Annotated in this window: 15 protein-coding genes and 2 pseudogenes; 10 read left to right on the forward strand and 7 right to left on the reverse strand. The window is 59.0% G+C overall.

Annotated elements, in window-relative coordinates:
• The first annotated feature begins 60 nt into the window (after positions 1-60).
• On the forward strand, positions 61-6006 hold the full coding sequence (locus tag AB4N43_RS29085; protein WP_460152546.1) for a peroxidase family protein: 5946 nt from the start codon (positions 61-63) through the stop codon (positions 6004-6006).
• Between the two features lie 71 nt (positions 6007-6077).
• Here AB4N43_RS29085 and AB4N43_RS29090 read toward each other — a convergent pair whose 3' ends face one another.
• The 5 genes and pseudogenes from AB4N43_RS29090 to AB4N43_RS29110 form a co-directional block, all read right to left on the reverse strand.
• Positions 6078-6779, reverse strand: a complete 702-nt coding sequence (locus tag AB4N43_RS29090) for a VIT1/CCC1 transporter family protein (protein ID WP_027926042.1) — start codon at positions 6777-6779, stop codon at positions 6078-6080.
• A 31-nt stretch (positions 6780-6810) separates the two neighbouring features.
• The gene (locus tag AB4N43_RS29095) at positions 6811-7785 is read right to left on the reverse strand and encodes an FAD:protein FMN transferase (protein WP_460152548.1); all 975 of its coding nucleotides are present in this window, start codon (positions 7783-7785) and stop codon (positions 6811-6813) included.
• A pseudogene (locus AB4N43_RS29100) lies at positions 7769-9950 on the reverse strand (PepSY domain-containing protein). The gene AB4N43_RS29095 and the pseudogene AB4N43_RS29100 overlap by 17 nt, the downstream one beginning before the upstream one ends.
• Positions 9951-9975: 25 nt before the next feature.
• Positions 9976-10446, reverse strand: coding sequence for a DUF2271 domain-containing protein (locus AB4N43_RS29105; RefSeq protein ID WP_410922955.1), 471 nt, complete (start codon positions 10444-10446; stop codon positions 9976-9978).
• 92 nt (positions 10447-10538) lie between these two features.
• Positions 10539-10862 (reverse strand): PepSY domain-containing protein, encoded by a 324-nt coding sequence (locus AB4N43_RS29110; RefSeq protein ID WP_059182749.1) that lies wholly within the window; start codon positions 10860-10862, stop codon positions 10539-10541.
• A 132-nt stretch (positions 10863-10994) separates the two neighbouring features.
• Here AB4N43_RS29110 and AB4N43_RS29115 point away from each other — a divergent pair, with 132 nt between their 5' ends.
• The 3 genes from AB4N43_RS29115 (at position 10995) to AB4N43_RS29125 (ending at position 14204) form a co-directional block, all read left to right on the forward strand.
• Positions 10995-11654 carry a response regulator transcription factor gene (locus AB4N43_RS29115; protein ID WP_027926047.1) on the forward strand — a complete coding sequence of 220 codons (660 nt, stop codon included), beginning with the start codon at positions 10995-10997 and terminating at the stop codon, positions 11652-11654.
• Positions 11651-12994 carry a sensor histidine kinase gene (locus AB4N43_RS29120; protein ID WP_460152551.1) on the forward strand — a complete coding sequence of 448 codons (1344 nt, stop codon included), beginning with the start codon at positions 11651-11653 and terminating at the stop codon, positions 12992-12994. The genes AB4N43_RS29115 and AB4N43_RS29120 overlap by 4 nt, the downstream gene beginning before the upstream one ends.
• 562 nt (positions 12995-13556) lie before the next feature.
• Complete coding sequence (locus AB4N43_RS29125) at positions 13557-14204, forward strand: hypothetical protein (RefSeq protein ID WP_194940248.1); 648 nt, start codon at positions 13557-13559, stop codon at positions 14202-14204.
• A 39-nt stretch (positions 14205-14243) separates the two neighbouring features.
• Here AB4N43_RS29125 and AB4N43_RS29130 read toward each other — a convergent pair whose 3' ends face one another.
• On the reverse strand, positions 14244-14990 hold the full coding sequence (locus tag AB4N43_RS29130) for an SDR family oxidoreductase (RefSeq protein WP_194940247.1): 747 nt from the start codon (positions 14988-14990) through the stop codon (positions 14244-14246).
• Positions 14991-15197: 207 nt separating this feature from the next.
• Here AB4N43_RS29130 and AB4N43_RS29135 point away from each other — a divergent pair, with 207 nt between their 5' ends.
• Positions 15198-15767: a YceI family protein gene (locus tag AB4N43_RS29135; RefSeq protein WP_027926051.1), complete on the forward strand. Its 570-nt coding sequence runs from the start codon at positions 15198-15200 to the stop codon at positions 15765-15767.
• Between the two features lie 252 nt (positions 15768-16019).
• Positions 16020-17146: pseudogene (locus tag AB4N43_RS29140) on the forward strand (GGDEF domain-containing protein).
• A 13-nt stretch (positions 17147-17159) separates the two neighbouring features.
• Here the strand turns inward: AB4N43_RS29140 and AB4N43_RS29145 are convergent.
• A complete protein-coding gene (locus AB4N43_RS29145) occupies positions 17160-17645 on the reverse strand; it encodes a DUF3592 domain-containing protein (protein WP_059182752.1) in 486 nt (161 codons plus the stop codon).
• A gap of 379 nt (positions 17646-18024) precedes the next feature.
• On the opposite strand from AB4N43_RS29145, the gene AB4N43_RS29150 reads away from it, so the two are divergent.
• Genes AB4N43_RS29150 through AB4N43_RS29165 form a run of 4 tightly spaced genes read left to right on the forward strand, consistent with a single transcriptional unit; the run spans position 18025 to position 22242 of the window.
• The gene (locus AB4N43_RS29150; RefSeq protein WP_410922959.1) at positions 18025-18876 is read left to right on the forward strand and encodes a hypothetical protein; all 852 of its coding nucleotides are present in this window, start codon (positions 18025-18027) and stop codon (positions 18874-18876) included.
• 27 nt (positions 18877-18903) lie between these two features.
• Positions 18904-20628 (forward strand): hypothetical protein, encoded by a 1725-nt coding sequence (locus AB4N43_RS29155; protein WP_460152554.1) that lies wholly within the window; start codon positions 18904-18906, stop codon positions 20626-20628.
• A 32-nt stretch (positions 20629-20660) separates the two neighbouring features.
• The gene (locus AB4N43_RS29160; protein ID WP_460152556.1) at positions 20661-20804 is read left to right on the forward strand and encodes a hypothetical protein; all 144 of its coding nucleotides are present in this window, start codon (positions 20661-20663) and stop codon (positions 20802-20804) included.
• A 4-nt stretch (positions 20805-20808) separates the two neighbouring features.
• On the forward strand, positions 20809-22242 hold the full coding sequence (locus AB4N43_RS29165; RefSeq protein WP_410922961.1) for a ComEC/Rec2 family competence protein: 1434 nt from the start codon (positions 20809-20811) through the stop codon (positions 22240-22242).
• Positions 22243-22251: the final 9 nt, after the last annotated feature.

Below are 22251 nucleotides of genomic sequence, written 5' to 3' on the forward strand. Positions count from 1 at the left end.
CTGATCATCGTGATAAGTCGGTGAAAAACCCTGCTGTTCAATGGATATCTGGAGCTTGCCATGTATGAGCTAAAACGCTTCACCCTCAATCAAAACGATATTTCGTTTCTTGAACAGCAGGTTACGTTTCCGACCATTCATATCGTGGGTTACAACGCCGCCGGTGAACCGCTGTACGGTTACAACGGTTCGGACGGCAATGTCCATGTGCTGGGCATCCTCGGCAGTTTCAATCCGCTGGACATCCCGGCCGGCGAAACCCAGTGGTACAACGGCGCACGGGACCCGATCGGTTTGCGTGACGTCTCTGGTCACTTCAACAACCTGACGCAGGACGGACAGAGTTGGGGCAGTTTCGGGCAGAACTTCATCCGCCTGACCCACTCGGACTACACGCACTACGTTCATCAGAACCTGGATAACGCCGCGTTGGCAGGACCGGGCGTTCCCGCCGATGCCACGCCCCTGACTGACAATAGTTCACTGTATAGCGATCCGACAGCCTCGCTGGTGGACTACACACCACGGATGATCAGCCAGACCATTGTCAGCGGCGGGGTGACTTTTGCCACCGATGCCAATGGGCACATCCAGCACACCGCGAACGGCGTGGCGATCGTCACGGATCCGGGCATTCTCGGTACCATCGGCGAAGTCGATACCACCTCACCGGATTCCGGCCAGTACTACATTCGCAACCAGAACACCGTCAGCGGCGACCCGTCGACCACTGGCTGGTTCACCTTGTTCGGGCAGTTCTTCGACCACGGCCTGGACTTCATCAACAAGCCCAATCAAAACGCGACGATCACTATTCCGTTGGCGCCGGATGATCCGCTGTATGGCTCGATTGGCCCGGACGGGCAACCGGTTTACTCGATCAAAGTGCATCGGGCGACAGTCAGCGAAGTGGACGGCCAAGGCCAGGCGCAATACGTCAACCTCGACTCGCCGTACATCGATCAGAACCAGACTTACGGCTCTAACGATGCCGTGACTCAATTGCTGCGTCAGTGGGTAGCGGACCCTAATCACCCTGGCCAATTCATTGCCGGGGCGGCGTTGTTCGACGGCACGACCCTGAGTGATGAAGCCGCCTGGACCCTCAACGGTGTGCTGACCCACCAGACCCTGCCGACCCTGAGCGAGTTACGTGCTCATGTGCTGGCCACCGGTCGTGACGACCTGACCTGGGACGACATCGCCAACTTCCGCGTGCGCGATGCCCACGGCCATGTGCTGGACGCCGACCCGACCACGGCAGGCGTGCAAGCGGTGTACACCCGCGAAGCGATCCTGCTGGACATGAACCCGCACTTCGACGATCTGCATATCGATCAGGCGATGCTGATGTCGCTGGATGCGCACATCACCAGCATCACATTCGATGCGAACAACCCGTTCGGGATGGTCATCAACTATGACAACTCGGGGCCGAAGAACCTGTTCAGCTTCGTCAACTTTTCTGACTTCTCCATCAGCGCCGCGCCCGGCAGTGCCGATTTTGCGGTGGCCAACGAGTTGCTGCTGGAGTCGGTGGGCGACCACTACATTGCCGGTGATGGCCGGGTGAACGAAAACTTCGGCCTGACCGCCATTCACCACGTCTTCCACGAAGACCACAACGTGCAGCTGATCAACCTGCAGAACGAGGTGCTGGCGCAGACCGACGTCACTGTGCGCCACAACTGGCAGGTACAGGTGAGTAACGGTAGCGGCGGTTTCTATACCGATGCCAATGGCAACTTCACCCTGGCCGATGGCGTCACGGTGTCCTGGGATCAGGACAAGTTGTTCTACGCCGCCAAGTTGACCGTGGAAATGGAATACCAACACGTCGCGATCGACCAGTACGCGCGGCTGATTACCCCGGACCTGCCGGAATTCGTAACCTACGACTCGGGCATCAACACCAACATCTCGCTGGAGTATGGCCAGGCAGCGTTCCGTTTCGGGCACTCGCAATTGCGTGAAACCATCGATGCCCTGGAAAAAAGCGCGAGCGGCGGCTACGACCTGACCGGCGCGATTACCCACTATGCGCTGGAGCAGGCCTTCCTCAACCCTGGCGGTTTCGCCGAAGTGGGGCCGACCGCTATCGCATTGGGCATGACTCGGCAGATCAGTAACGAAATCGACGAGTTCGTCACTCCGGCCTTGCAACAAGGCTTGCTGGGCCAGCCTTTGGACCTGGCAACGATCAACCTGGCCCGTGGTCGCGACTTGGGCCTGCCGACCCTGAACCAGGCGCGCCAGCAGATCCACGATGCGCTGATTGCCGAACGGGCCTCACCGGCCGGCGCGCAGCACCACACCAACCTGATCGTCGATGGCCTGACGCCCTATACCAGTTGGAGTGACTTCGCCAACAACATGATTCACCCCGAGTCCCTGGTGAATTTTATCGCCGCCTATTCCTTCGACGGCGACGTGGCGCATGCCCAGGCGATCATCGATGCCGATGTCTCCGGCGTTACCGCCACCTATGCCGGTGGCAGCGTCACGGCGGAAGAGGCGGCGTTATTCCTCTCCGGCGCAGCAGACGCCAACGGCAATCATGTGGCGGGCTATGACGGCTACAACGCGATTGACCTGTGGATCGGTGGCCTGGCGGAAAAACACGTCTACACCGGGCAACTGGGTACCACTTTCAACGCCATTTTCGAGGACCAGATGGAACGGTTGATGGACGGTGACCGTTTCTATTACCTGTTCCGCCTCGACCTCGGCTTGCCAGCGATGACCAACCTCAATGAGCAGGTGGTGACCGAGCAATTCAAGGACATCATTGAGCGCACCACCGATGCCCGGCACCTGGCCGGTGATGTCTTCGGCTATGCCGATAGCTACGTCGAATTGAGCTACACCGATTCTGGCACCAGTGCCACGGCGTACAAGAGCGAGCACAAATACGGCACGCTGATCGCGGCCAACCATGTCGGTGTTTACTCCACCGGTGGCGCGGGCGGGATTGGCGGCAATGGCTTGCTGGTCAGCCTGACCAATCCGGAAACGCACACGGCACAAACGTATATCCGTGACTACCGTCCGGACCAAGGCGAGAACCCCGATGGCACTGCAGCCGTGGGTTACAACTCCCATGAAGTGCTGGTCGGCACCGACTACAACGATTGGCTCGATGCCGGGGACGGTGACGATACGATCTACGGTGAAGGCGGCGACGACATCCTGGATGGCAAGGCCGGTGCCGACCACATCTACGGTGGCGACGGCAACGACGTGATCTATGGCGGTGATATCGAAGACTTCCTCGATGGTGGGGAAGGGGATGACACCATCTATGCCGGGACCAGCGCCGGTGCCCTCGATGTGGTGATTGGCGGTAACGGCAATGACCATCTCTATGGTGAAGCCGGGATCGACGAGCTGTACGGTGGTGCCGGCAATGACTACATCGATGCCGGTGGCGACACCGACCTGGTGCATGGCGGTGACGGTAATGATGAGATTTATGGCGGCGACGGCCCGGACATTCTGTTCGGTGAGGACGGCGACGACATCATTTCCGGCGGCTCCACCGGCGACCAGGAGTTTGGTGGTGTCGGCGACGACATTCTGTTGCCGGGCCTGGGTGGCGCGCCCGGTCAGGGGGACGGTGATGAAGCCCTTGGCGATGTGGGCTTCGACATTGCGGCCTTCAGTGATGTGAACATTGCGCTGGACGCCGCAGCAGACCTCAACAATCAGAACATCGTGGCGGCACCGGGTACTTCCGTGCTGTTCCAGCCGTTCAATGCCTTGCTGACGGACATCGAAGGGTTGATCGGTTCACGCTTCAGTGACGCCCGTGCGAACACCGCCACGCCGGCCAATCCGCTGGCGGGCCTGATCGGCAATGCCACGGAGAACTGGCTGATTGGCGGCAGTGGTGACGATGTCTCCCAAGGCAACGGCGGCAATGACGTGATCGTCGGGGACTCGATCAAACTCGCTGATCTCAATCACCTGCTGGCCAGTCAAGGGTTTGCCGAGCACTTCACCGGCTTGCAATCGACCCGCCCCGACTTCGTCCTGGGCGATAACCACCAGGCCGCCGGCACTGCCGATGGCGCGGCGGACACAGCCATCTACTCGGGCAACTATGCCAATTACAGCATTACCAAGTTCACTGATACCCGGCCCGGCGGCGAGCTGATCACGGCGTTCAAAGTGGTGGACCTGCGGGTGGGCGCTGCGAACGTCGATGGCACCGATATTGTCATCGGCGTTGAAAAACTGCGCTTCGCCGACCGCACGATCAACCTGAGCATCACCAATCATTTGCCGACCGGCAACGTGGTGCTCTCGGGTTATGCCACCGCGCCGACCACGCCCAGCCGTCCGGTGCCGGCTCAATACCGGCTGACCGCCAATACGTCGGCCATCCAGGATGCGGACGGCTTGCCTGGGCCGAGCGGGTTCTCCTATCAGTGGCAGGCACTGGTGGGCGCGACCTGGATTAGTATCGCCGGGGCGAATGCATCGACTTTTGCGCCTACCTCGGCGCAGTTCGGCCAGCAACTGCGGGTGATCACCACTTACACCGACAATAACGGCACGGTGGAACAACTGACGTCCGACCCTTCGGAAGCGGTAGGGCGCTTCATCGAAGGCACCAACTTCTTTGGCAACACGCTCAATGGCACCAACTATCAGGACATCCTGATGGGCTACTCGGGCAATGACGTCCTCAATGGCGGGCTGGGTTCCGACTTGCTGGACGGCGGCACCGGTAACGACACGATGCGCGGCAACGCCGGCAATGACATCTATATGGTCGATGCCAATGGCGATGTGGTTCAGGAAAACCTCAACGAAGGCACCGACACGGTCATGTCCTCGGTCAGCTACACCCTCGGTGCCAACGTCGAGAACCTGACCTTGCTGGGCTCGAACAACATCAACGGCACCGGCAACGCGCTGGACAACGTGATCCATGGCAACAGCGGTAACAACCAGCTCAGCGGCCTGGCCGGTAACGACACGGTCTTTGGTGAGGCAGGCAACGACACGATGCTGGCGTCGCTGAACGACGGCAACGACCACTATGACGGTGGCACCGGCACTGACACCTACGATTTGTCGGCGACATCGGCGCCCGCCACGGTCGATTTGATCGCCGGTACGTCAACCAGCACCCAGACCGGCAACGACTCCCTGACCGGCATCGAAAACGTCACCGGCAGTTCGGGCGACGATCACATTCAGGGCGACGGCGTCAGCAACGTGTTGCAAGGCCAGGGCGGCAATGACTGGATGGACGGTGGCAGCGGTGATGATACGTTGATTGGCGGGCAAGGCGCGGACAACCTGTTCGGTGGCCTTGGCAATGACACCTTCCGGGCGTCGGTCAACGATGGCAATGACAGCTACGACGGCGGTGGCGACACCGATACCTATGACTTGTCAGGGACCTCGGCCAGCGCCACGGTCAACCTGTCCACCGGCCTGGCCAGCAGTTCGCAAACCGGTAGCGACACCTTGACCGGTGTCGAGAATGTCATCGGCAGCTCGGGTGCCAATACCCTGACCGGCGACAACGCCAATAACGCCCTGACCGGGCAGGGCGGTATCGACACCTTGAGTGGTGGCGGTGGCGCCGACACGCTGACCGGCAATGGCAACCGCGATACATTGACCGGCGGTGCAGGGGCGGACATGTTTGTGTTCTCCTCGACTAGCGACTCGGGTACTTCAACCACAAGCCGCGACGTCATCACCGACTTTACGCAGGGCTCCGACCACATCGATCTGACCTCGATCGATGCCCGGACCTCCGGCGCAGGTTCGGCGGGTAATCAGGACTTCACCTTCCTCGGCGAGTGGAACGGCGCCGGCACCGAGTTCAGCAACCAGGCGCAGTTGAAGTACCACTTCGTCAATGTCGGCGGGGTCGATCACACGTATGTGGAGGGCAATGTGAACAGCGGCAATGGCGCCGATTTCCAAATTGATCTGGTCGGGCATGTGGCCCTTACTGCGAGTGATTTTGTCGGCGTGGCATAGGTTGGCAGCGTATGAAGGGCGCCCGTTTTAATTAACAGGCGCCCTTTGTTTTTTGTGCGCAGGAGCGTGAATTAGACGACGGCGCCAAACAGGTGCCCCACCAGTGCCGTAATGCCCATGGCCAGTGCCCCCCAGAATGTCACTCGCCAGGCTCCGGTCAGGACATTAGCGCCGCCGGCCTTGGCGGCGATGGCGCCCAGCGTCCCGAGAAACACCAACGACATGCCCGATATCCACGGCACCACGTTGTGCTCCGGCGCGACAAACGTGACCGCCAACGGTAATGCGGCACCCACCACGAAGCTGGCGGCTGAGGCCAGGGCGGCTTGCAAGGGTTTGGCGGTGAGGGTGGCGCTGATGCCCAATTCGTCCCGAGCGTGAGAGCCCAGTGCGTCATGGGCCATTAATTGATCGGCCACCTGATGCGCCAACTCGGGGGAGACACCACGGTGCATGTAGATGTTGGCGAGTTCGATGTGTTCGGCTTTCGGATCGCTGGCTAACTCGGCCTGTTCGCGGGACAAGTCGGCGCGCTCGGTATCGGCCTGGGAGTGTACGGAGATGTATTCGCCAGCGGCCATGGACATGGCGCCGGCCATCAGCCCCGCCATGCCCGTGACCAGCAACGTGGCGTGGCTGGCGTTGGCGGCTGCAACGCCGATCAGCAGGCTGGCGGTGGAGACAATCCCGTCATTGGCCCCAAGGACGGCGGCGCGCAGCCAGCCGATACGATCGCTTCGGTGTGCCTCGGTGTGCCTGTGCATGAATTTCATGGTTGATCGCGACTCACTGTCATTGGGCGGTTCACATCGGACGGGTTTCAATCTGCGCCTGCAATTGGCCGCCGACAATGGATATTTCCTTGAACTGTTGGCCGTCGCGCAGCACGAACAGTGCGTCCATCCCGCGTTCCTGTGCCAGACGTGGGCCCTCGGTTTCGCCCAGCACCATCAACGCCGTGGCCCAGGCATCGGCGAGCATGCAGGAGGATGCCACCACGGTGACGGCGGCAAGCGGGTTGCACAGTGGCGCGCCGGTGGCCGGGTTCATGGTATGGGCATAGGCTTGGCCGGCCACATCGACCCAGTGTCGATAGTCCCCTGAGGTCGCGATAGCGGCATCACTCAGTTCCATCACGCCCATGACTTCACGCACGCCCCGGCGGGGCTTTTCCAGGGCCACGGCCCAGCACTGGCCATCCGGCTTGACACCCCGGGCGCGCATCTCGCCATCGATACCGACCAGGTAGCGGGTGATGCCCAATCCGTCCAGGCAACGGGCCAGTTCATCCACGCCAAACCCTTTGGCAATGCCATTCAAATCTAGCTGCAGTGGTGCGCGTTTGCGCACCTGATTGCGTTGCGTATCTATCACCAGCGCAGCGCTGGCTGACAGGCGTGTGTGGGGCGACGTGGTGAGCGCCTGCTCTGTGATCGTCTGTTCTGTGGGGCCGAACCCCCAGGCGTCAACCAGATCACCGACCGCGATGTCGAAGGCACCGCCCGATTGCTGACTGACGCGCAGTGCCGCAGACAGCACCGTCGCCAGTTCTTCTGGCACTGAGACCCATTGCTGTTCTGGGGCGGCGTTGAGGCGATTGAGGTCAGAGTCGGGTTTCCAGGTGGACATTTGCTGATCCACCCGGGCCACGGCGCGTGCCAGGTTGTGGCCGACGGCGTCGGTATCAATCCCGGCAGCGGCATAGAACAGGGCGGTGTAGCGGGTGCCCATGGTTTCGCCGTTGAGGTTGTAGCGTTGCAACTCAGTAGACGTCTTCACGGTAGCGTCCTTGTGCCTTGAGGGTCAGCACGCTCAGGTTCAGAGGGGCCAACACTTCATCGAGGGCCTGCATCACGCCTTTGGCCATCTCGCGACTGCCACACACCAGCACCTGGGCGCCTTTTTCAATCAGTCGGCGCAAGGCCAGGGCATCACTGATCAGCCGGTCTTGCACGTAGCTGCGGTCCTGAACTTGAGAGAAGGCGGCACGCAATGCCGTGAGGCGTCGGTCTGACAAGTATTGATTAAGCTGCGGTTCATAAAGGAAATCCGAGGCCGGGTTGCGTCCACCCCAATACAAGTGCATCGGGTGTCGAGCCGTGTTGTTGCGGATAAAACCCGCCAGTGGGCCGATGCCGGTACCGGCACCGATCAGGATTACCGGATGCGTGCCTGACGCCGGGCGAAATTGCGGGTTGGGCTGGATAAACGCTTCGATTGGCCCGCCGATGTCCAGGCCATGGAGAAATTCCGAGCACACGCCACCGTTGTGTTTGCGTACACAGATTTCCAACACGCCGTCCTGGGAGCCGCTGGCCAGCGAGTAGAAGCGGGGGATCGGGCTGCCCGGGGGCACAATCCCGACCAGGTCACCGGCCAGAAAGTCCGGCAGCTTGCCGGGTGCCTTGAAGCGCAAGACGTGGGTCGGTGCGTTCACCTGCTCACCGTAGACAATGCGCTCCGTCAGCTGCAATGGATAGGTCTGTGGCCGCTGCGGGGTATGGACCAGTGTCAGGTCATGCTGGAGCACTTCACCCAACGCATGGCCCCAGCGCGCAAACTCCTGGGAGGACTGGCGGTTGACGGTTTCCAGCCCCAGTAATGGCGAACCACCGGCCTGCAACATCGCGTCCTGCACCTGATGGGCGTACTGACAGAACTGCGGAAACTGCCGATCACCAAAGCCCAGCACGGCAAAGGGCAGGCCGGGCTTGAGGCCGGTTTTCGCCAGTCGTTCCAGGAACTGCGAAGCCGAGGCTGGCGCGTCACCGTCACCGTGGGTCGCGGTGAGGATGAACACGCGCTGAGCGTTGCTGTAGTGGTTGGCGTATTGATTCATTGTCGCGCTATGCACCCGGTGTCCCGCCAGGTGCAAAGCATCATGCAGGGTTTTTGCAAAGCCCCAGGTACTGTTGTTTTCACTGCCCACCAGAATCACGCAGTCGGCAATGTGGGCCGGGCTGTTGTGGCGCAGGGTCGGGCTCGCCTTGCGGCGGCGCCACCACAACACAATGCCGGTCACGCTCATCAACGGTACGCAGAGGGCGCAGAGCCCTAGCGGCAAGCCCAGCCACCAGAGGCCTTCACCGGTGTGCAATTGATAGATCAATTCGTAGAGGTTGTGCATCGAGTCGTGGGCCTGATAGGACAGCAACGCGCCGCTGGCCTGGTCCACGTAGCCGTCGCCCTGGGCCGTGCGCAGGGAAAATACGTCCTGCGCATTATTGGGGCTGGGGTAGACCAGTTCGCGCAGATCATTGAGGTCGGTGGCCTGCAAGGCTTGCAGCTTTGCCACCGGCAAGGCCGGACCGGCACTGACGTGAGCGGGGAAGGCGGGTTCACTCTGACTGCCGTCGGCGATAAAGCCAAAGGTGGTGGCGGACATGTAGAGCCCGCTCAATGCCGACAGCAGCAGCCCCAGCAAGGCCAGTCGCCCGACTTCAGCGTGCCAGCGCTGGCTGAAGGTGCCCCGCAATGGCCGCAGCAGGTTGCGCCAGCCACCCAGGCGCCGGACCAGCAACAGCGCACCGGTCACCGACAACATCAGCATGAACAGCGCGCCGACACCCGACACGCCATGGCCCGGCGTGCCAAGGAACATCGAGCGGTGCAGTTCTTTCACCCAGCGCGAGAACGCGGATGGCTCGTAGGGCGCGAGGCCTTGGCCGGTCATTGGGTCGACCTTTTCTGCGCCAGCCTGACCGTTGTGGTTGTAGTAGACGATGACCGTCCCGGACGCTGTGCGCTGGATCTGCTCTACGCCCGGAAAGTGGCTGGCAACGCGCCCGGCCAGTTGGCCGACGTTAAGTTGTCCGGCAGGCGTGGACGTGCTGTGCAAGCGTTCCAGCGCCGGGTCGACAGACAGGATCGCGCCGCTGATGGCCAACACCATGACCAGCAGGGCGGCGATCAGGCCGAGGAAGGGAATGGAACTGACGAAGCATGTTCAGCCTCCAGAGATGGCGGGTGCTACAGATCGTAAGTAAAGGAGTCGACGTAGGCACTGCCGGTCGCCGGCTTGCCTGAGCCTTTGGAGGTCAGGGGAACGCTGACATCGGCGCGGGCGTCGCGTTTGTCCTCGACGGCACTGTCGATGCGAATCTGGTACCCGGCATCAATCAGGGTGTCTGCCAGTTCGACGCTGACTTTGAGCGTGCGCCCGCTGCCGACACTGGCGCCGCTGACCCCGTCAAACTCGCTCGGGTTCATCCCGCTGCCACGGGCCCAGTCGCCCAGGTGCTTGTAGTACTTGACCTTCTTGCCGGCCACCCACAGGGTTTTCTGGTATTGGCCATTGGCGTCAGTCACGTAGATCGCCAGGTAGGCATCATTGCCGCTGTAGTCTTTGAGCTGAGTGGTCAAGGTCACTTCACGGGCCTGGGCCAGACCCGGCAAGGCAATGGCGCTGGCGAGGCAGGTGGCTGCGATGATCTTTTTCATGAGGGTGTCCTTTTGATCGTTAGGTCGAGAGACTGGACCTGCTGGCTGACAGCAACCTGAAGCGCAGGAAAAATTCATCGACAGGTGAGGCGTCATTCGGTGAGCGGGCTGCCGAGGTAGTCCCTGGCATCGCCGTCGTCGCGGAAATGAATCTCAAGTGTGTGCAGGCGCAGCGAGGCCGGTGAGTAGCTGGCTTCGATGCCATTGCCTTTGCGGTCCAGGCCCTTGAGCTCGTAACAACCGTCGTCGACCTTGATGCGCTGCACGCTCCAGCCGTATTGCCGCTCGACCTGCTGACGCAAAGTCTCGCGTGGTTGCCAGTCGCTCACCGGGTCGCTGCAATCGTCATCGGCCAGGGCATAACCGCTGAGCAGCAGGCTCAACAGCGCGGCATGGGCAATAAAACCTGTTTTCATGATCTGTCTCCTGCCGAGGTCGGCGTCTGTGGCATACCCTAAGGTGCATTCCTGACAACCAGCTGAATCTTCAGATTGACGTCAGGTAAGGCAACTAAGGTGTTGCACGACAACCATCACGGGGGGTACCAGATGCGGGTTTTATTGGTCGAGGACGCACCAGGGTTGGGGGAGGCGGTGCGCGAGCAGATCGCCGATGACGGCCACGCCGTTGATTGGGTGCAGCGCCTGGACCATGCGCGCAACAGCGTACGCACCACGCCTTACGACCTGATCCTGCTTGACCTGATGCTGCCGGATGGGCGCGGGCTGGATTTTTTGCGTCAGCAACGCTCGGCAGGGGACGTGACCCCGGTGATCATTCTGACCGCTCAGGATCAGATCTCCGATCGTATCGCCGGCCTCAATGCCGGGGCCGATGATTACCTGGTCAAACCGTTCGACCTGTTTGAGCTCTCGGCCCGTGTGGCTGCGGTGGCCCGACGTTACAGCGGCAACCCAAATCCACAGATCAGGCTCGGTGATTTGCAGGTCGACATGAACGCCCGCACCGTGCAGCGTGCCGGCACTACCGTGGACCTGACGGCGCGAGAGTGGGCGCTGTTCGAAGCGTTTGTGCAGCGCCCCAGCGCGCTGTTGTCCAAGTCGCAGCTGGAAGAACGGCTGTATGCCTTCGGTGCTGAAATCGAAAGCAATACCATCGAGGTCTATATCAGCCGGCTGCGTAAAAAGCTGGGTCGGGATCTGATCGAAACCGTGCGCGGCATGGGCTACCGGTTGATGGCCGTATGAAGCCTTCTGTGAGCCTGCAAAAACGTCTCGGCCTGGGGTTGACCCTGGGCATGACCTTGCTCTGGCTGGGCGCAACCGTCGGCGCCTGGCTGGTGGTGCAACATGAGTTGGACGAGGCATTCGACAGCGCACTGGAAGAAACCGCGCAACGCATCTTGCCGTTGGCCGTGCTGGAAATCAGCAACCGGGAGGAACCCCGAGAGGCACAGCATGTTGCGACGTTGAAAATGCACAAGGAATACCTGACGTACCTGGTGCGCGATGCCAGTGGCAAGATCCTGATGCAGTCCCACGACGCCAACCCGAAGATCTTCAATCAACAACCGTCCGAAGGTTTTTCTACCTCTGAGAAGTACCGCTTGTATGGCGCCAGTGCATTGCGCGGGACGCTGTTCATTGAAGTCGCCGAGCCGTTGAATCATCGCCGTGAAGCCGCGCGGGAAGCCTTGTTTGCCTTGTTGCTGCCACTGTTGGCGCTGATTCCCGTCAGCCTGTTGGGCACCTGGCTGTTTGTGCGGATCAGCCTGCGTAGCGTGTTGGCGTATCGACGTGCGGTCGAGGCGCGTGGTGTGGGTGATCTATCACCGATCCAAGTGGCCCGCCTGCCGGCAGAAATCGATCCGTTGGCTGAGGCGGTCAATCACCTGCTGGAGCGCTTGCGCAAGGCCCTCGAAGCCGAGCGCAGCTTTACCGCCAACAGCGCTCATGAGTTGCGTACACCATTGGCCGCGACCTTGGCGCAGATCCAGCGCTTGCACCAGGAGGCGCCTGAAGGCCCTTTGCGAGTGCGTGCGGCGAAGATCGAAAACGCCTTGCGCGAGCTGGCGCGGCTGTCGGAAAAGCTCATGCAACTGGCGAAGGCCGAGGGCGGTGGGCTGCTGTCCGAAACGCCTCAGGACCTGATTCCGTTGTTGGCCCATAGCGTCGATGAGTGGAACCAGCGCAGCGGCCAGCGCATCGAGTTGCAACTGCCACACCAGGCCAGCGTGTACTCGAACATTGACCCGGACGCCTTTGGCATCTTGTTGCGTAACCTGATTGAGAACGCTCTGAAGTATGGCGAGACCGCGCAACCGATCGAAGTCAGCCTCACCGACCAGGCCCAACTGCGGATAGTCAATGGCGGGCCGGTGGTGCCGGCGCCAGTGTTGCAGCACCTGACCGAGCGCTTTGTACGCGGTCACAGTGAGATCAGCGGTTCAGGATTGGGCCTGGCGATTGCCAAAACAATTGTGCAGGGGGTTAACGCGAGAATGAAATTGAGCTCCCCTGCAACAGGTCGGCAAGAGGGTTTCGAAGTGTGCGTCTGGCTCCCGCTCGCGTCGGCGATCGACGGTTGAGGCGGGGCTGGCGGGAGCCCGAGTTTCAGACGTGAAAAAGTATGACTGTTTTAGTCGTGCATGGGGGTAAATGCGAGCGGGTCTCTATTGCACTTTTCGTGAGTAACGCAACAACTAATGGATCCAATGAAAGAGCCTGAGGCTGATCTAATTTAAAGCGGGCCAGTTAGTGCGCGGCTTTCGGAGAAGTTCTCGATTCGTGGTCAGATTCAATGAGTTTCGCTGAAGTAACCGTTTGTCGGTAGTTTGCTTGAGAAATGAACATTCGAGACGTAACACCCTCTGATACTTCAGCACGTCACCATGACCTGCTCCAGCAGTCGTAGAAAAGAAGTGGAAAACGAACCTCATATGCAGTGACTGCAAATGGGGATTTTTTTATCTGAAATTCAGGAGGCAGTAAACAAGTCGGTCATTGGTTTGCCAAGTGAATCAATGGGCTACGCAGTGTCAGGTCTGCGATTTGGCATCTCTTATAAAAGTAAGATCGCACGGGGGTTTGAAGAGTTAAATACCCTGTTAGTTGCCGATCTGTACTATCGAACAAGGTGGAGAAAGTACCGTGGCGATAAATACAATTATGAGCCTGCTCGAGAATAAAGAGTGTATGGAGTTTTTGCGGTTGGGCGTTATTTACGTTCATTTAGTGGCTTGTTGTGTGGCCATTGGTTTGGTGTTGACCAGTGATATTGCAATGGTTAAAGATTTGTTGAATCGAAAAACATTCACTGAACACGATCATGCTCATATGGAAAGTCTGCAGAAGTCTGTGATCGTTGCTTTGATAGCCTTGTGGGTGACGGGCGCCGCGGTCATCGGTATTGATTACCTGGAAAAAGGCATGAACTACTTCATGAACCCCAAACTTCAAGCCAAAGTGATCATTGTCATGCTGCTGACCTACAACGGCATCTTGTTGCATCGCCTGGTATTGCCCGCGCTGCAAAAGGCAGGCTCCTTGCTCGATCTCGGATTCAGCGCACGGATGCTCGCACTGTTCTGCGGCTCGCTGTCGGCCGTGTCCTGGATGTATGCGGCCATGCTGGGCGTCGGTCGCCCGTTGGCCTGGAAATACTCCCTGTCCGAACTGTTGATGGCGTATCCGGTGCTGATTGCGCTGGGTTTCCTGAGCATGCTGGTGTTGACGCAGCGAGTGAAAAAACAGGACTACGCCGTTATTTCCCCGCGGACGGTGGCGAGCCAATGTTAGGCCCGTTGAGCGTTTAAGTTTTCCTGGTCAAACAGTGGTCTAGTGGGCCTTGAGCCAGTCCTGAAACCGCGTCGCGCCAATGATCGGTTTGGCGCCCGGTGTCAGTGACTGGTCATTGATCGGCGCACCAAAGTAGGGAACCGAGTCGTCCGCCACGGTTTGGCGCGGGTCTTGGGTGTGCTTGAGGTAATCGCTGGCGAACTCGACGAGCGGCCGGTTATCAGGTCCGGCCACTTCGACGGTCTGATTGACCGGCGCTTTCAGCGCAATATCGGTCAGCGCTGTCGCGACATCGTCCGAGGCCACCGGTTGCAACGCGGCAGACGTCAGGTGAATAGTGTCGCCTTCCTCACGTCCGGAGTGAGCGATGGCGTGGATAAACTCAAAGAATTGGGTGGCCCGCAGAATGGTGTAGGGAATACCCGACGTCTTGATCAGCGCTTCCTGCGCCATTTTTGCCCGGAAGTAACCGCTGTCGAGCATCCGCTCGGTGCCGACGACAGACAGGGCTACATGGTGTTTGACCCCGTCGAGCTTCTCCGCCGCGAACAGGTTGTGCCCGGCGGTTTCGAAGAAGTGCAATGCGGCGTGGTCTTCAAATGAGGGTGAGTTCGCCACGTCGACCACCACGTCAGCGCCTTGGAGTGCCTCTTTGAGGCCTTCTCCGCTGATCACATTGACGCCGGTGCTCGGTGATGCAGCAAAGGCTTCATGGCCCAGTTCCTGCAAGTTTTTGCAGACCTTGCTGCCGATCAACCCGGTACCTCCGATGACGACGACTTTCATGACCCGTCTCCCGAAGCGGTGAGTGCAACGGGTATTAAACACCCGCCAAGGTGGCAATATCGGGCGCTGCCCGGGAGTGGCCGACAGGTGGTCGAAAGTCCTGCTGCCAGTGGAAGAAACACGAGTTATTTGCTTTAGTCGTCCTATCGTCCGTCCGCGTGTGTGGGCAGTTCGCTTCATAACGGGAGCCCTCTATCGGAGAATCCCATGAGTGTTCGATTCTCGTGGCTCGCAGTGCTGGCCGCCATGCTGACTGTTGGCTGCTTGCCCTGCGCGCAAGCGGTGCAATACAAACAAGTCAATCAAGCCGCGAGCAAGATCTCCTTCACGTACAACCAATTCACCTCGCAGGTGTACGGCACGTTTGGCGTGTTCGAAGCCAAGCTGGATTTCGACACGGCCAACCCTGCGGCAGCCCAGGCATCGCTCACCATCCAGCTCGACAGCATCGATGCCGGCAGCAGTGACGCCAACACGGAACTGCAAAAACCCGCCTGGTTCAATTCGGCGGATTATCCTGTGGCGACCTTTGAATCGACCGATGTGAAGGCGCTTGGCGACAACAAATACACAATCATCGGCAAACTGACGCTCAGGGGGGTTACCCGTGATGTCGCGGTTCCGGTCCTGCTAAAAGCCGAGGACACCATCGGCATCTTCGACGGCGAGTTAACGCTCAAACGCAGCGATTTCAAGATCGGCGAAGGTGAATATGCCGATACCGTGGTTTCCGACGACATCAATATCCGCTTCAAGATGGTGGCGCCGCAGCAGTAACGCAGCGGTGCCTTTGTAGCCGCTGGCGAAGCCTGCGTCCGGCTGCGAAGCAGTCGTAAATTCAGCACACGCGGATTTCCTGAAACACCGCATCGTCTAATCTCATGACTGCTGCGCAGCCGGGGGCAGGCTTCGCCAGCTGCTACAAAGTACGGTGGGTCTTAAGTTCGGCGTGGGATTCATTTGTTTGTCTAGGTGGCAGGGTGCCACAATCGCTTTTTTTTGTCGCAGCATCATGATTAGGCGGATCACATGGATGGCCCAGGATTTCGGCACCATCAGGAGACTTTCATCGCGGCGCAAGTGCGCGGTGACCGATTGCGACAGCTGTTCAACCAATCCGTGTCCGCGGTGTTCGGCAGTTACCTGGCCGCGCTTATGCTGTGCGGGCTGTGCTGGGAGCGCATGGATCACAACGTGATGATCGGCTGGATTGGCCTGCTGAGCGCCTCCTCGTTACTGCGCATCCTGATGTTTGTGGTCTATTTTCGCAGCCCGGACAGTGAGCGCACGCCGCAACGCTGGGAGCGGATCTATTGGGTGACGCTGGTGTTGTCTGCCGGTATCTGGGGCGCTGGCGCTTTAGCCGTCATGCCGTCAGACGACCTGTTGGCCCAGGCACTGGTCATGCTGTTTGCCGTCGGCATGTCGGTCAGTGCCGTGTCGTGTTACTCGTCCTACCGGTACATGACGCTGGTGTCGATTGGCCTGGTGTTGTTGCCGTGTACCACCTGGCTGGTGTTTCAGCCGACAACATTGCAAGTCGGTATGGCCCTGGCCGTCGTGGTGTTTGCTTCATTTGTTGCCAGAGCCACCCGCAAACTGTCCGAAGCGCTGGAAACTGCTTTTCGCCTGACCCGTGAAATGGAACTGGCGCACCGCATCGCCACGCATGCTGCGCAAACCGATGAACTCACGGGGCTGAAAAACCGCCGGGCTTTTTTGAGCATGCGCAGCAGTTGTTCAACAACTGCCAACACCATCGGTTGCCGCTGTGCGCGGTCATGCTCGATATGGATCACTTCAAGCACATCAATGACACTTACGGCCATCAGGTTGGCGATCAGGTATTGCGCCAGATGGGAGTGGTCATCAGCACCTGTTTTCGTGAAACAGACGTCTACGGCCGGCTGGGTGGCGAGGAATTCGCCATCCTGCTGCCGGACACGTCCATTGAGGTCGCCCTCGAAATTGCCGAGCACCTGATCCAGTCCATCGGTGGGTTGATGACCGGCCCGGTTTATCGCATTTCGGCCAGCCTTGGCGTTGCCGCAATGGAGATGCAGGACCCTGATCTGCAAAGTCTGATGAACAATGCGGACAAGGCGCTTTATCGGGCCAAGGCGCGTGGGCGTAATCAAGTGGCGGTTTCAGAGTAAAGGCGGGGAAGGGTTAATAGAACCGGTCTTCCTCTTTCATCGCATAAATCCGGCCCAGCGTCCTGGCCGATATCCCCAGGAACAACAACGTCAGCAATACCCCACCCATCATGATGTAAAACCCCGGACGGTTGCCGTTCAGCTCGCGGGCGATGCTGCTTTGCGCCGGTAGCCAGCGGGAGTAGAGCAGGGGAATGCTGCCGCCGGTTTCATAGGCGGTTTTTGTTGCATAACGTTCGTCGACGTATTGGTTGTCGTGCACTTGGCCGTCGAGATCGGTGTAGCGGTAATGGATCACTTTGCCGTCGCGGTTCATCAGGATGTCATCGAGTTGCGTCACTGTCCCCGTCGTTTCGACAGGGCCCAGCTGGATCGCGGCATAGCGGATGCCCTCGTGCCGGGCCATGCCGGCCAGGATCAGCACCACACAGCAGGCCACGGTGAGCAGGATCACCCGGTTGAACAGGTGATCTTTTTCAGCTTCGCGGGGGTAATACATCTCACGGTCCTTCGTTGGTAAGTTCACATGAAGAATCGGCGACGAAGAGAATTACTTTAGAAGTGTTTGAAATTCCAGCAGTGGAAAGCAATCAGCTTTTCTTTCGTTACGCACACAGTTGCTTGCTGCGATCATTTAAATGACAGACACAAAACTTGAAGTTGTTCGGGGCGTGTCCTCGGAATAACCGCAGTAGCGGAAAGGTATTAAGTGTAATTTAAAGTTTGTTGCGTTGCCGCTGCGGTCAACTACGCTGCAAACGAAAGGTTGCGCGCTGCTGCATCAACAAAACAAGTTTGCGTATCAGTAATTTAACAACTTGTTGGATGGTTGTTTCAGCGGGTTAACAGCTGGTACGCGAATGGCCCCAGGAGGATGTATGCGCAACTTTCGTCGTGTGCTCTGGTTGTTGGCTATCTTGCTGATTTATCTTCCTGTTTCTCCGGTATCGGTTCAGGCAGCAGATTCTGTTACGCAGGCTGTTGCGGATCCCGCTGCGGAGCCACCTCCTTCTGAACAGCCTGCAAGTACCGATCATGTGGCTGTCGTCGGTGATCTTGACGCGTCGGCGTCGACGCTTTTGAAACTGTTCGTACTGGCAACGTTGTTGGAATCGGCGATGGCGATTGTTTTCAACTGGCGTCCGTTTCTGATTCTGTTCGACGGTCGCGGGATGAAAACTCCGTGCATGTTGTTCATGGCATTGTTGGTGGTTTGTTGGTTCAACGTCAACGTTGTGCAGACGCTGGCAGCGCAATACAAATTTCCCGCTATTGCACCCAAGGACCTGTGGTTCGCCAATTTGCTGACCGCGATGGTGATTGCCGGCGGCAGTGCCGGCGTCAACAAACTGCTGGTCACGTTGGGCTACAGAAGTGTGCTCACGGCGGAAAACATCAAGCCTCGACCTGCGCCGACACAGGCCTGGATATCCGTCACCTGGTTAAAGGTTGCGGCGAATCCGGGCGTCAGCGCGGTGAGGGTAGAGATCATGACGGCCGGTGTGTTTAACGTGGTCGGGCAACTGAATCGTCCCTCGAACAGAACCCCCCTGAGGTATCTGTTCTTTCGCGACTTCGGCCGCTTTCCCCATTCGGGTGGTTGGGATGTCGCCGTCGGCGTGCCGCTAAGCATCCGTCTGGTGGACGTGGGCAACCCGGCGAATTGTAGCGAGGTGTGGAGCGGCACGCTGCTGGCTGGTGCGATGGTCGATATCGAATTGCACCTTTGATGGTTAACCCGCGCACAGGGGATGCAGATGAACAACTACCCACCACCGCCCATGCGCAAACTACGGGTCTACGCGTTCGATCCGCAGGCCTCCACGCAGTTGGAAACGGCGCGTATCAGTCACGCAACCATCCAGATTCCGTGGGAGGAACGCTGGGAAGCGAAAATGCAGCCCGGCCCGGTCAATGAGTACTTCGAGGTCATCGATATTGATCCAGGCAGCGCTCAGTTTTACGACCCGGTGGATCTCGACGACCGTCATCTGCTGGCGCAGGACGGCTTGACGCCTTCTGAAGGAGACCCGCGCTTTCATCAGCAGATGGTGTTTGCCGTTGCGATGAAAACCGTAAAGCTGTTCGAGCGTGCGCTGGGCCGCAAGGTGTATTGGTGCCCGCAGTGGGATGAACAGTCCAACACCTACAAGGAGGTTCGCAAGCTGCGCATTTATCCTCATGGGTTACGTGAGGCCAATGCCTATTACAGCAAAGACAAAAAGGCTTTGCTGTTCGGTTACTTCAAGGCGTCCATGAGCGATCCCGGCGCCAACCTGCCAGGCAGTTGGGTATTCACGGCGTTGTCCCACGACATCATTGCCCACGAAACCACCCACGCCATTCTCGATGGTTTGCACCGTCGCTACAGCGAGTCGACAAGCTCGGACAGCCTGGCCTTTCATGAAGCCTTTGCCGACATCGTGGCGCTGATGATGCATTTCACCTTGCCGGAGGCTGTGTCGATGTATGTGGCCGGCAATGGCGGCAGCCTCAATCAGCGCTCCTGGCTGAGTGGCCTGGCGCGGCAATTCGGGGAGGCAACGGGCCGGTATGCCGCATTGCGCGAGGCCATCGACGACAAGGACAGCCAGCAATTGCCCGACCCGACCTTGCTGTCCAAAGTAGGCGAGCCACACCAGCGCGGTGCAATCCTGGTCGCTGCGGTGTTCGATGCGTTTGTCAGCATCTACGAGCAGCGCTCTGCCGATCTCTTACGTCTGGCCGACAATGGAGAAGGCGCGCGCAATCGCCTGCCACCGGAGTTGGTCCAGCGCTTGACCCGAGAAGCGATCAAGTCGGCGGATCATGTCTTGCGCATGTGCATTCGCGCGCTGGACTACTTGCCACCGGTGGATGTGCGCTTCGGCGAGTTCTTGCGGGCAATCATCACGGCGGACACCGACCTGATCCCGGACGACCCCATGCAATATCGCCTGGCAATGATTCAGGCATTCCGGCGTCGCGGCATCCTGCCCGCTAACTGCTTGTCGTTGGCACCCGACAGTCTGTTATGGGAAGCGGCGGCAGTCGATCTGGTGGCCAAGGATCTGCTTAAGGCACCCAAAGGTACGCCAACGCTGGATATCACCCCGCAATATCAGCGGCACAAGGGCTTTCGCCAGTCCGAGCGAAATCGCAGGATTGTCTGGCACTGGATCATGAAGGTTTGCGGTTCGAACTCTGGATGGGCAGATGCCCTGGGGGTCATTTTCAATACCGACCGGACGCCCGGATACATCGCCGGCAGCCTCTTTCCACGATTCAACGGAATCGAGCCGGCAGTCGAGGTGCACTCGGTGCGCACTTGCCGTCGAGCAGGTCCCGATGGTCAGGATCTGCGTCAGTTGGTGATCGAGGTCACGCAAAAGCGGCAAGGATTCCTGGATAAACACAAACAGGCTATCCAGGATCAACAGGACATGGTGGGGCCGACACCACCCTTGACCAGTGACTTTCTTTTCCGGGGGGTGCGACGCTGATCATCGATCTGCGTGATCGAAAAGTCCGTTATGTGATTCGTAAGCGCATTGATGATGAGGAGCGACTGGCGTTCCAGCGTGATTTTCTCGGGGTGGGCACCGACAGTCTGGCGCTGACATACCGGGACGCACACGCCAACGACAACCCGTTTGCCATGATGCATCGTGGAGTCTGACGGCATGACGACGAGCACTCTGCACGGCACGGTATCGGTGCGCATGTATCGCGGCATCCTTGGTGACTGTTTTTTGTTGCGCCAGGAAGTGGAGAACAAAGAGGTCAAGCACATCCTGATTGACTGCGGGGTATTGCAGGGCGTTACGGGTGCGAAAGTCCTGATGAAAAATATTGTCGCAGATCTTCTGGCAACCACGGGCGGCAAGCTGGATTTGCTGGTTGTCACTCACGAGCATCACGATCACCTGTCCGGTTTTCTCTACGAACAGGACACCTTCAAGAATAAGTTCGACATTCGAGAGTTTTGGCTCGCCTGGACCGAGAGCCCGACCGACCCTCGGGCCATTGAGTTGCGCCAGCGTTTTGATAAGACCAGGAATGCGCTGTCTGCCTTGGTCTCCAACCCGAAAATGGCCGGGCTTGCGATAGGGGAAAAACCGGACATTCACATCAAGACAGTATTTGGTCTCAGTGAGTTTATGGGCATGAAAGACGGCGCTCGTCCGACCGGTGCCAGCACGCTGGATATGCTCAAGGAAAAGGCCACGCCTGCACGAACCCGCTACTTGGAACCGGGCGATGTTGCCCGGCCGCAAGGGATCGAGGGGCTCAAAGCCTACGTGCTGGGACCGCCCAAAAGAGAAGACCGGTTGCGCAAGGACACACCCTCGCCAGGGGCGGACAAGGAGGTGTACCTGACCCGTCAGGAAGACGCACACGCCGTAGAAATTCAGGTCGGTCACCTCAACGGAAAAGCTGTCGACAAGGTGGATCTTCCCTTCGCACTGCCACATCAGCGTGCGCTGGAGACGATCGAAAAACGACCGCCGAAAGAACGCACATTGACCCTGGAGTTGTACTTCGACCCCGCCGCGCAATGGCGACAAATCGATGACGAGTGGTATTCGTCTGCCGAGACGCTGGCGCTGAAAATGGACTCCGACACCAACAACACCAGCCTGGTGCTGGCGTTTGAACTGGCGGATGAGCAAATTCTGTTGTTTCCCGGTGACGCTCAAGTGGGCAATTGGCTGTCGTGGACTGACCAGACTTATCCGCGCTCGCCTGTCCCGGCAGGCGAGCGTGCGCTCACCGTCGATGAAATCCTCGCACGCGTCACGCTGTACAAGGTCGGCCACCATTGCAGCCACAACGCGACACTGCGTCAGTTGGGGTTGCAGAAAATGACCGACCCAAGGTTGGTCGCGATGATTCCCCTGGTCACTAAAGTCGCTGAGGGTAACGACTGGAACATGCCTTATCCGGACCTTTACAGCGCTCTGAACACCAGCACCAAAAACCGGGTGCTGATCGGCGACAGTGACATTGCCACCGAAACCGCAACATTCATGAGAATACCGACCGCGGCCAAAAATCCGGCGGTACTGGCCTACCATCCAACGGGCTTGTGGGTGGAGGTCAAGATTACCTTTTGACCAAGTCCG

This window comes from Pseudomonas sp. S2_B07 (assembly GCF_054668435.1).

Excerpts from the sequence above, each read along its gene's own strand:
- AB4N43_RS29085 (WP_460152546.1), top strand. The coding sequence starts at position 61 with ATGTATGAGCTAAAACGCTTCACCCTCAATCAAAACGATATTTCGTTT.
- AB4N43_RS29090 (WP_027926042.1), bottom strand. The coding sequence starts at position 6,779 with ATGAAATTCATGCACAGGCACACCGAGGCACACCGAAGCGATCGTATC.
- AB4N43_RS29105 (WP_410922955.1), bottom strand. The coding sequence starts at position 10,446 with ATGAAAAAGATCATCGCAGCCACCTGCCTCGCCAGCGCCATTGCCTTG.
- AB4N43_RS29110 (WP_059182749.1), bottom strand. The coding sequence starts at position 10,862 with ATGAAAACAGGTTTTATTGCCCATGCCGCGCTGTTGAGCCTGCTGCTC.
- AB4N43_RS29115 (WP_027926047.1), top strand. The coding sequence starts at position 10,995 with ATGCGGGTTTTATTGGTCGAGGACGCACCAGGGTTGGGGGAGGCGGTG.
- AB4N43_RS29120 (WP_460152551.1), top strand. The coding sequence starts at position 11,651 with ATGAAGCCTTCTGTGAGCCTGCAAAAACGTCTCGGCCTGGGGTTGACC.
- AB4N43_RS29130 (WP_194940247.1), bottom strand. The coding sequence starts at position 14,990 with ATGAAAGTCGTCGTCATCGGAGGTACCGGGTTGATCGGCAGCAAGGTC.
- AB4N43_RS29135 (WP_027926051.1), top strand. The coding sequence starts at position 15,198 with ATGAGTGTTCGATTCTCGTGGCTCGCAGTGCTGGCCGCCATGCTGACT.
- AB4N43_RS29145 (WP_059182752.1), bottom strand. The coding sequence starts at position 17,645 with ATGTATTACCCCCGCGAAGCTGAAAAAGATCACCTGTTCAACCGGGTG.
- AB4N43_RS29150 (WP_410922959.1), top strand. The coding sequence starts at position 18,025 with ATGCGCAACTTTCGTCGTGTGCTCTGGTTGTTGGCTATCTTGCTGATT.
- AB4N43_RS29155 (WP_460152554.1), top strand. The coding sequence starts at position 18,904 with ATGAACAACTACCCACCACCGCCCATGCGCAAACTACGGGTCTACGCG.
- AB4N43_RS29165 (WP_410922961.1), top strand. The coding sequence starts at position 20,809 with ATGACGACGAGCACTCTGCACGGCACGGTATCGGTGCGCATGTATCGC.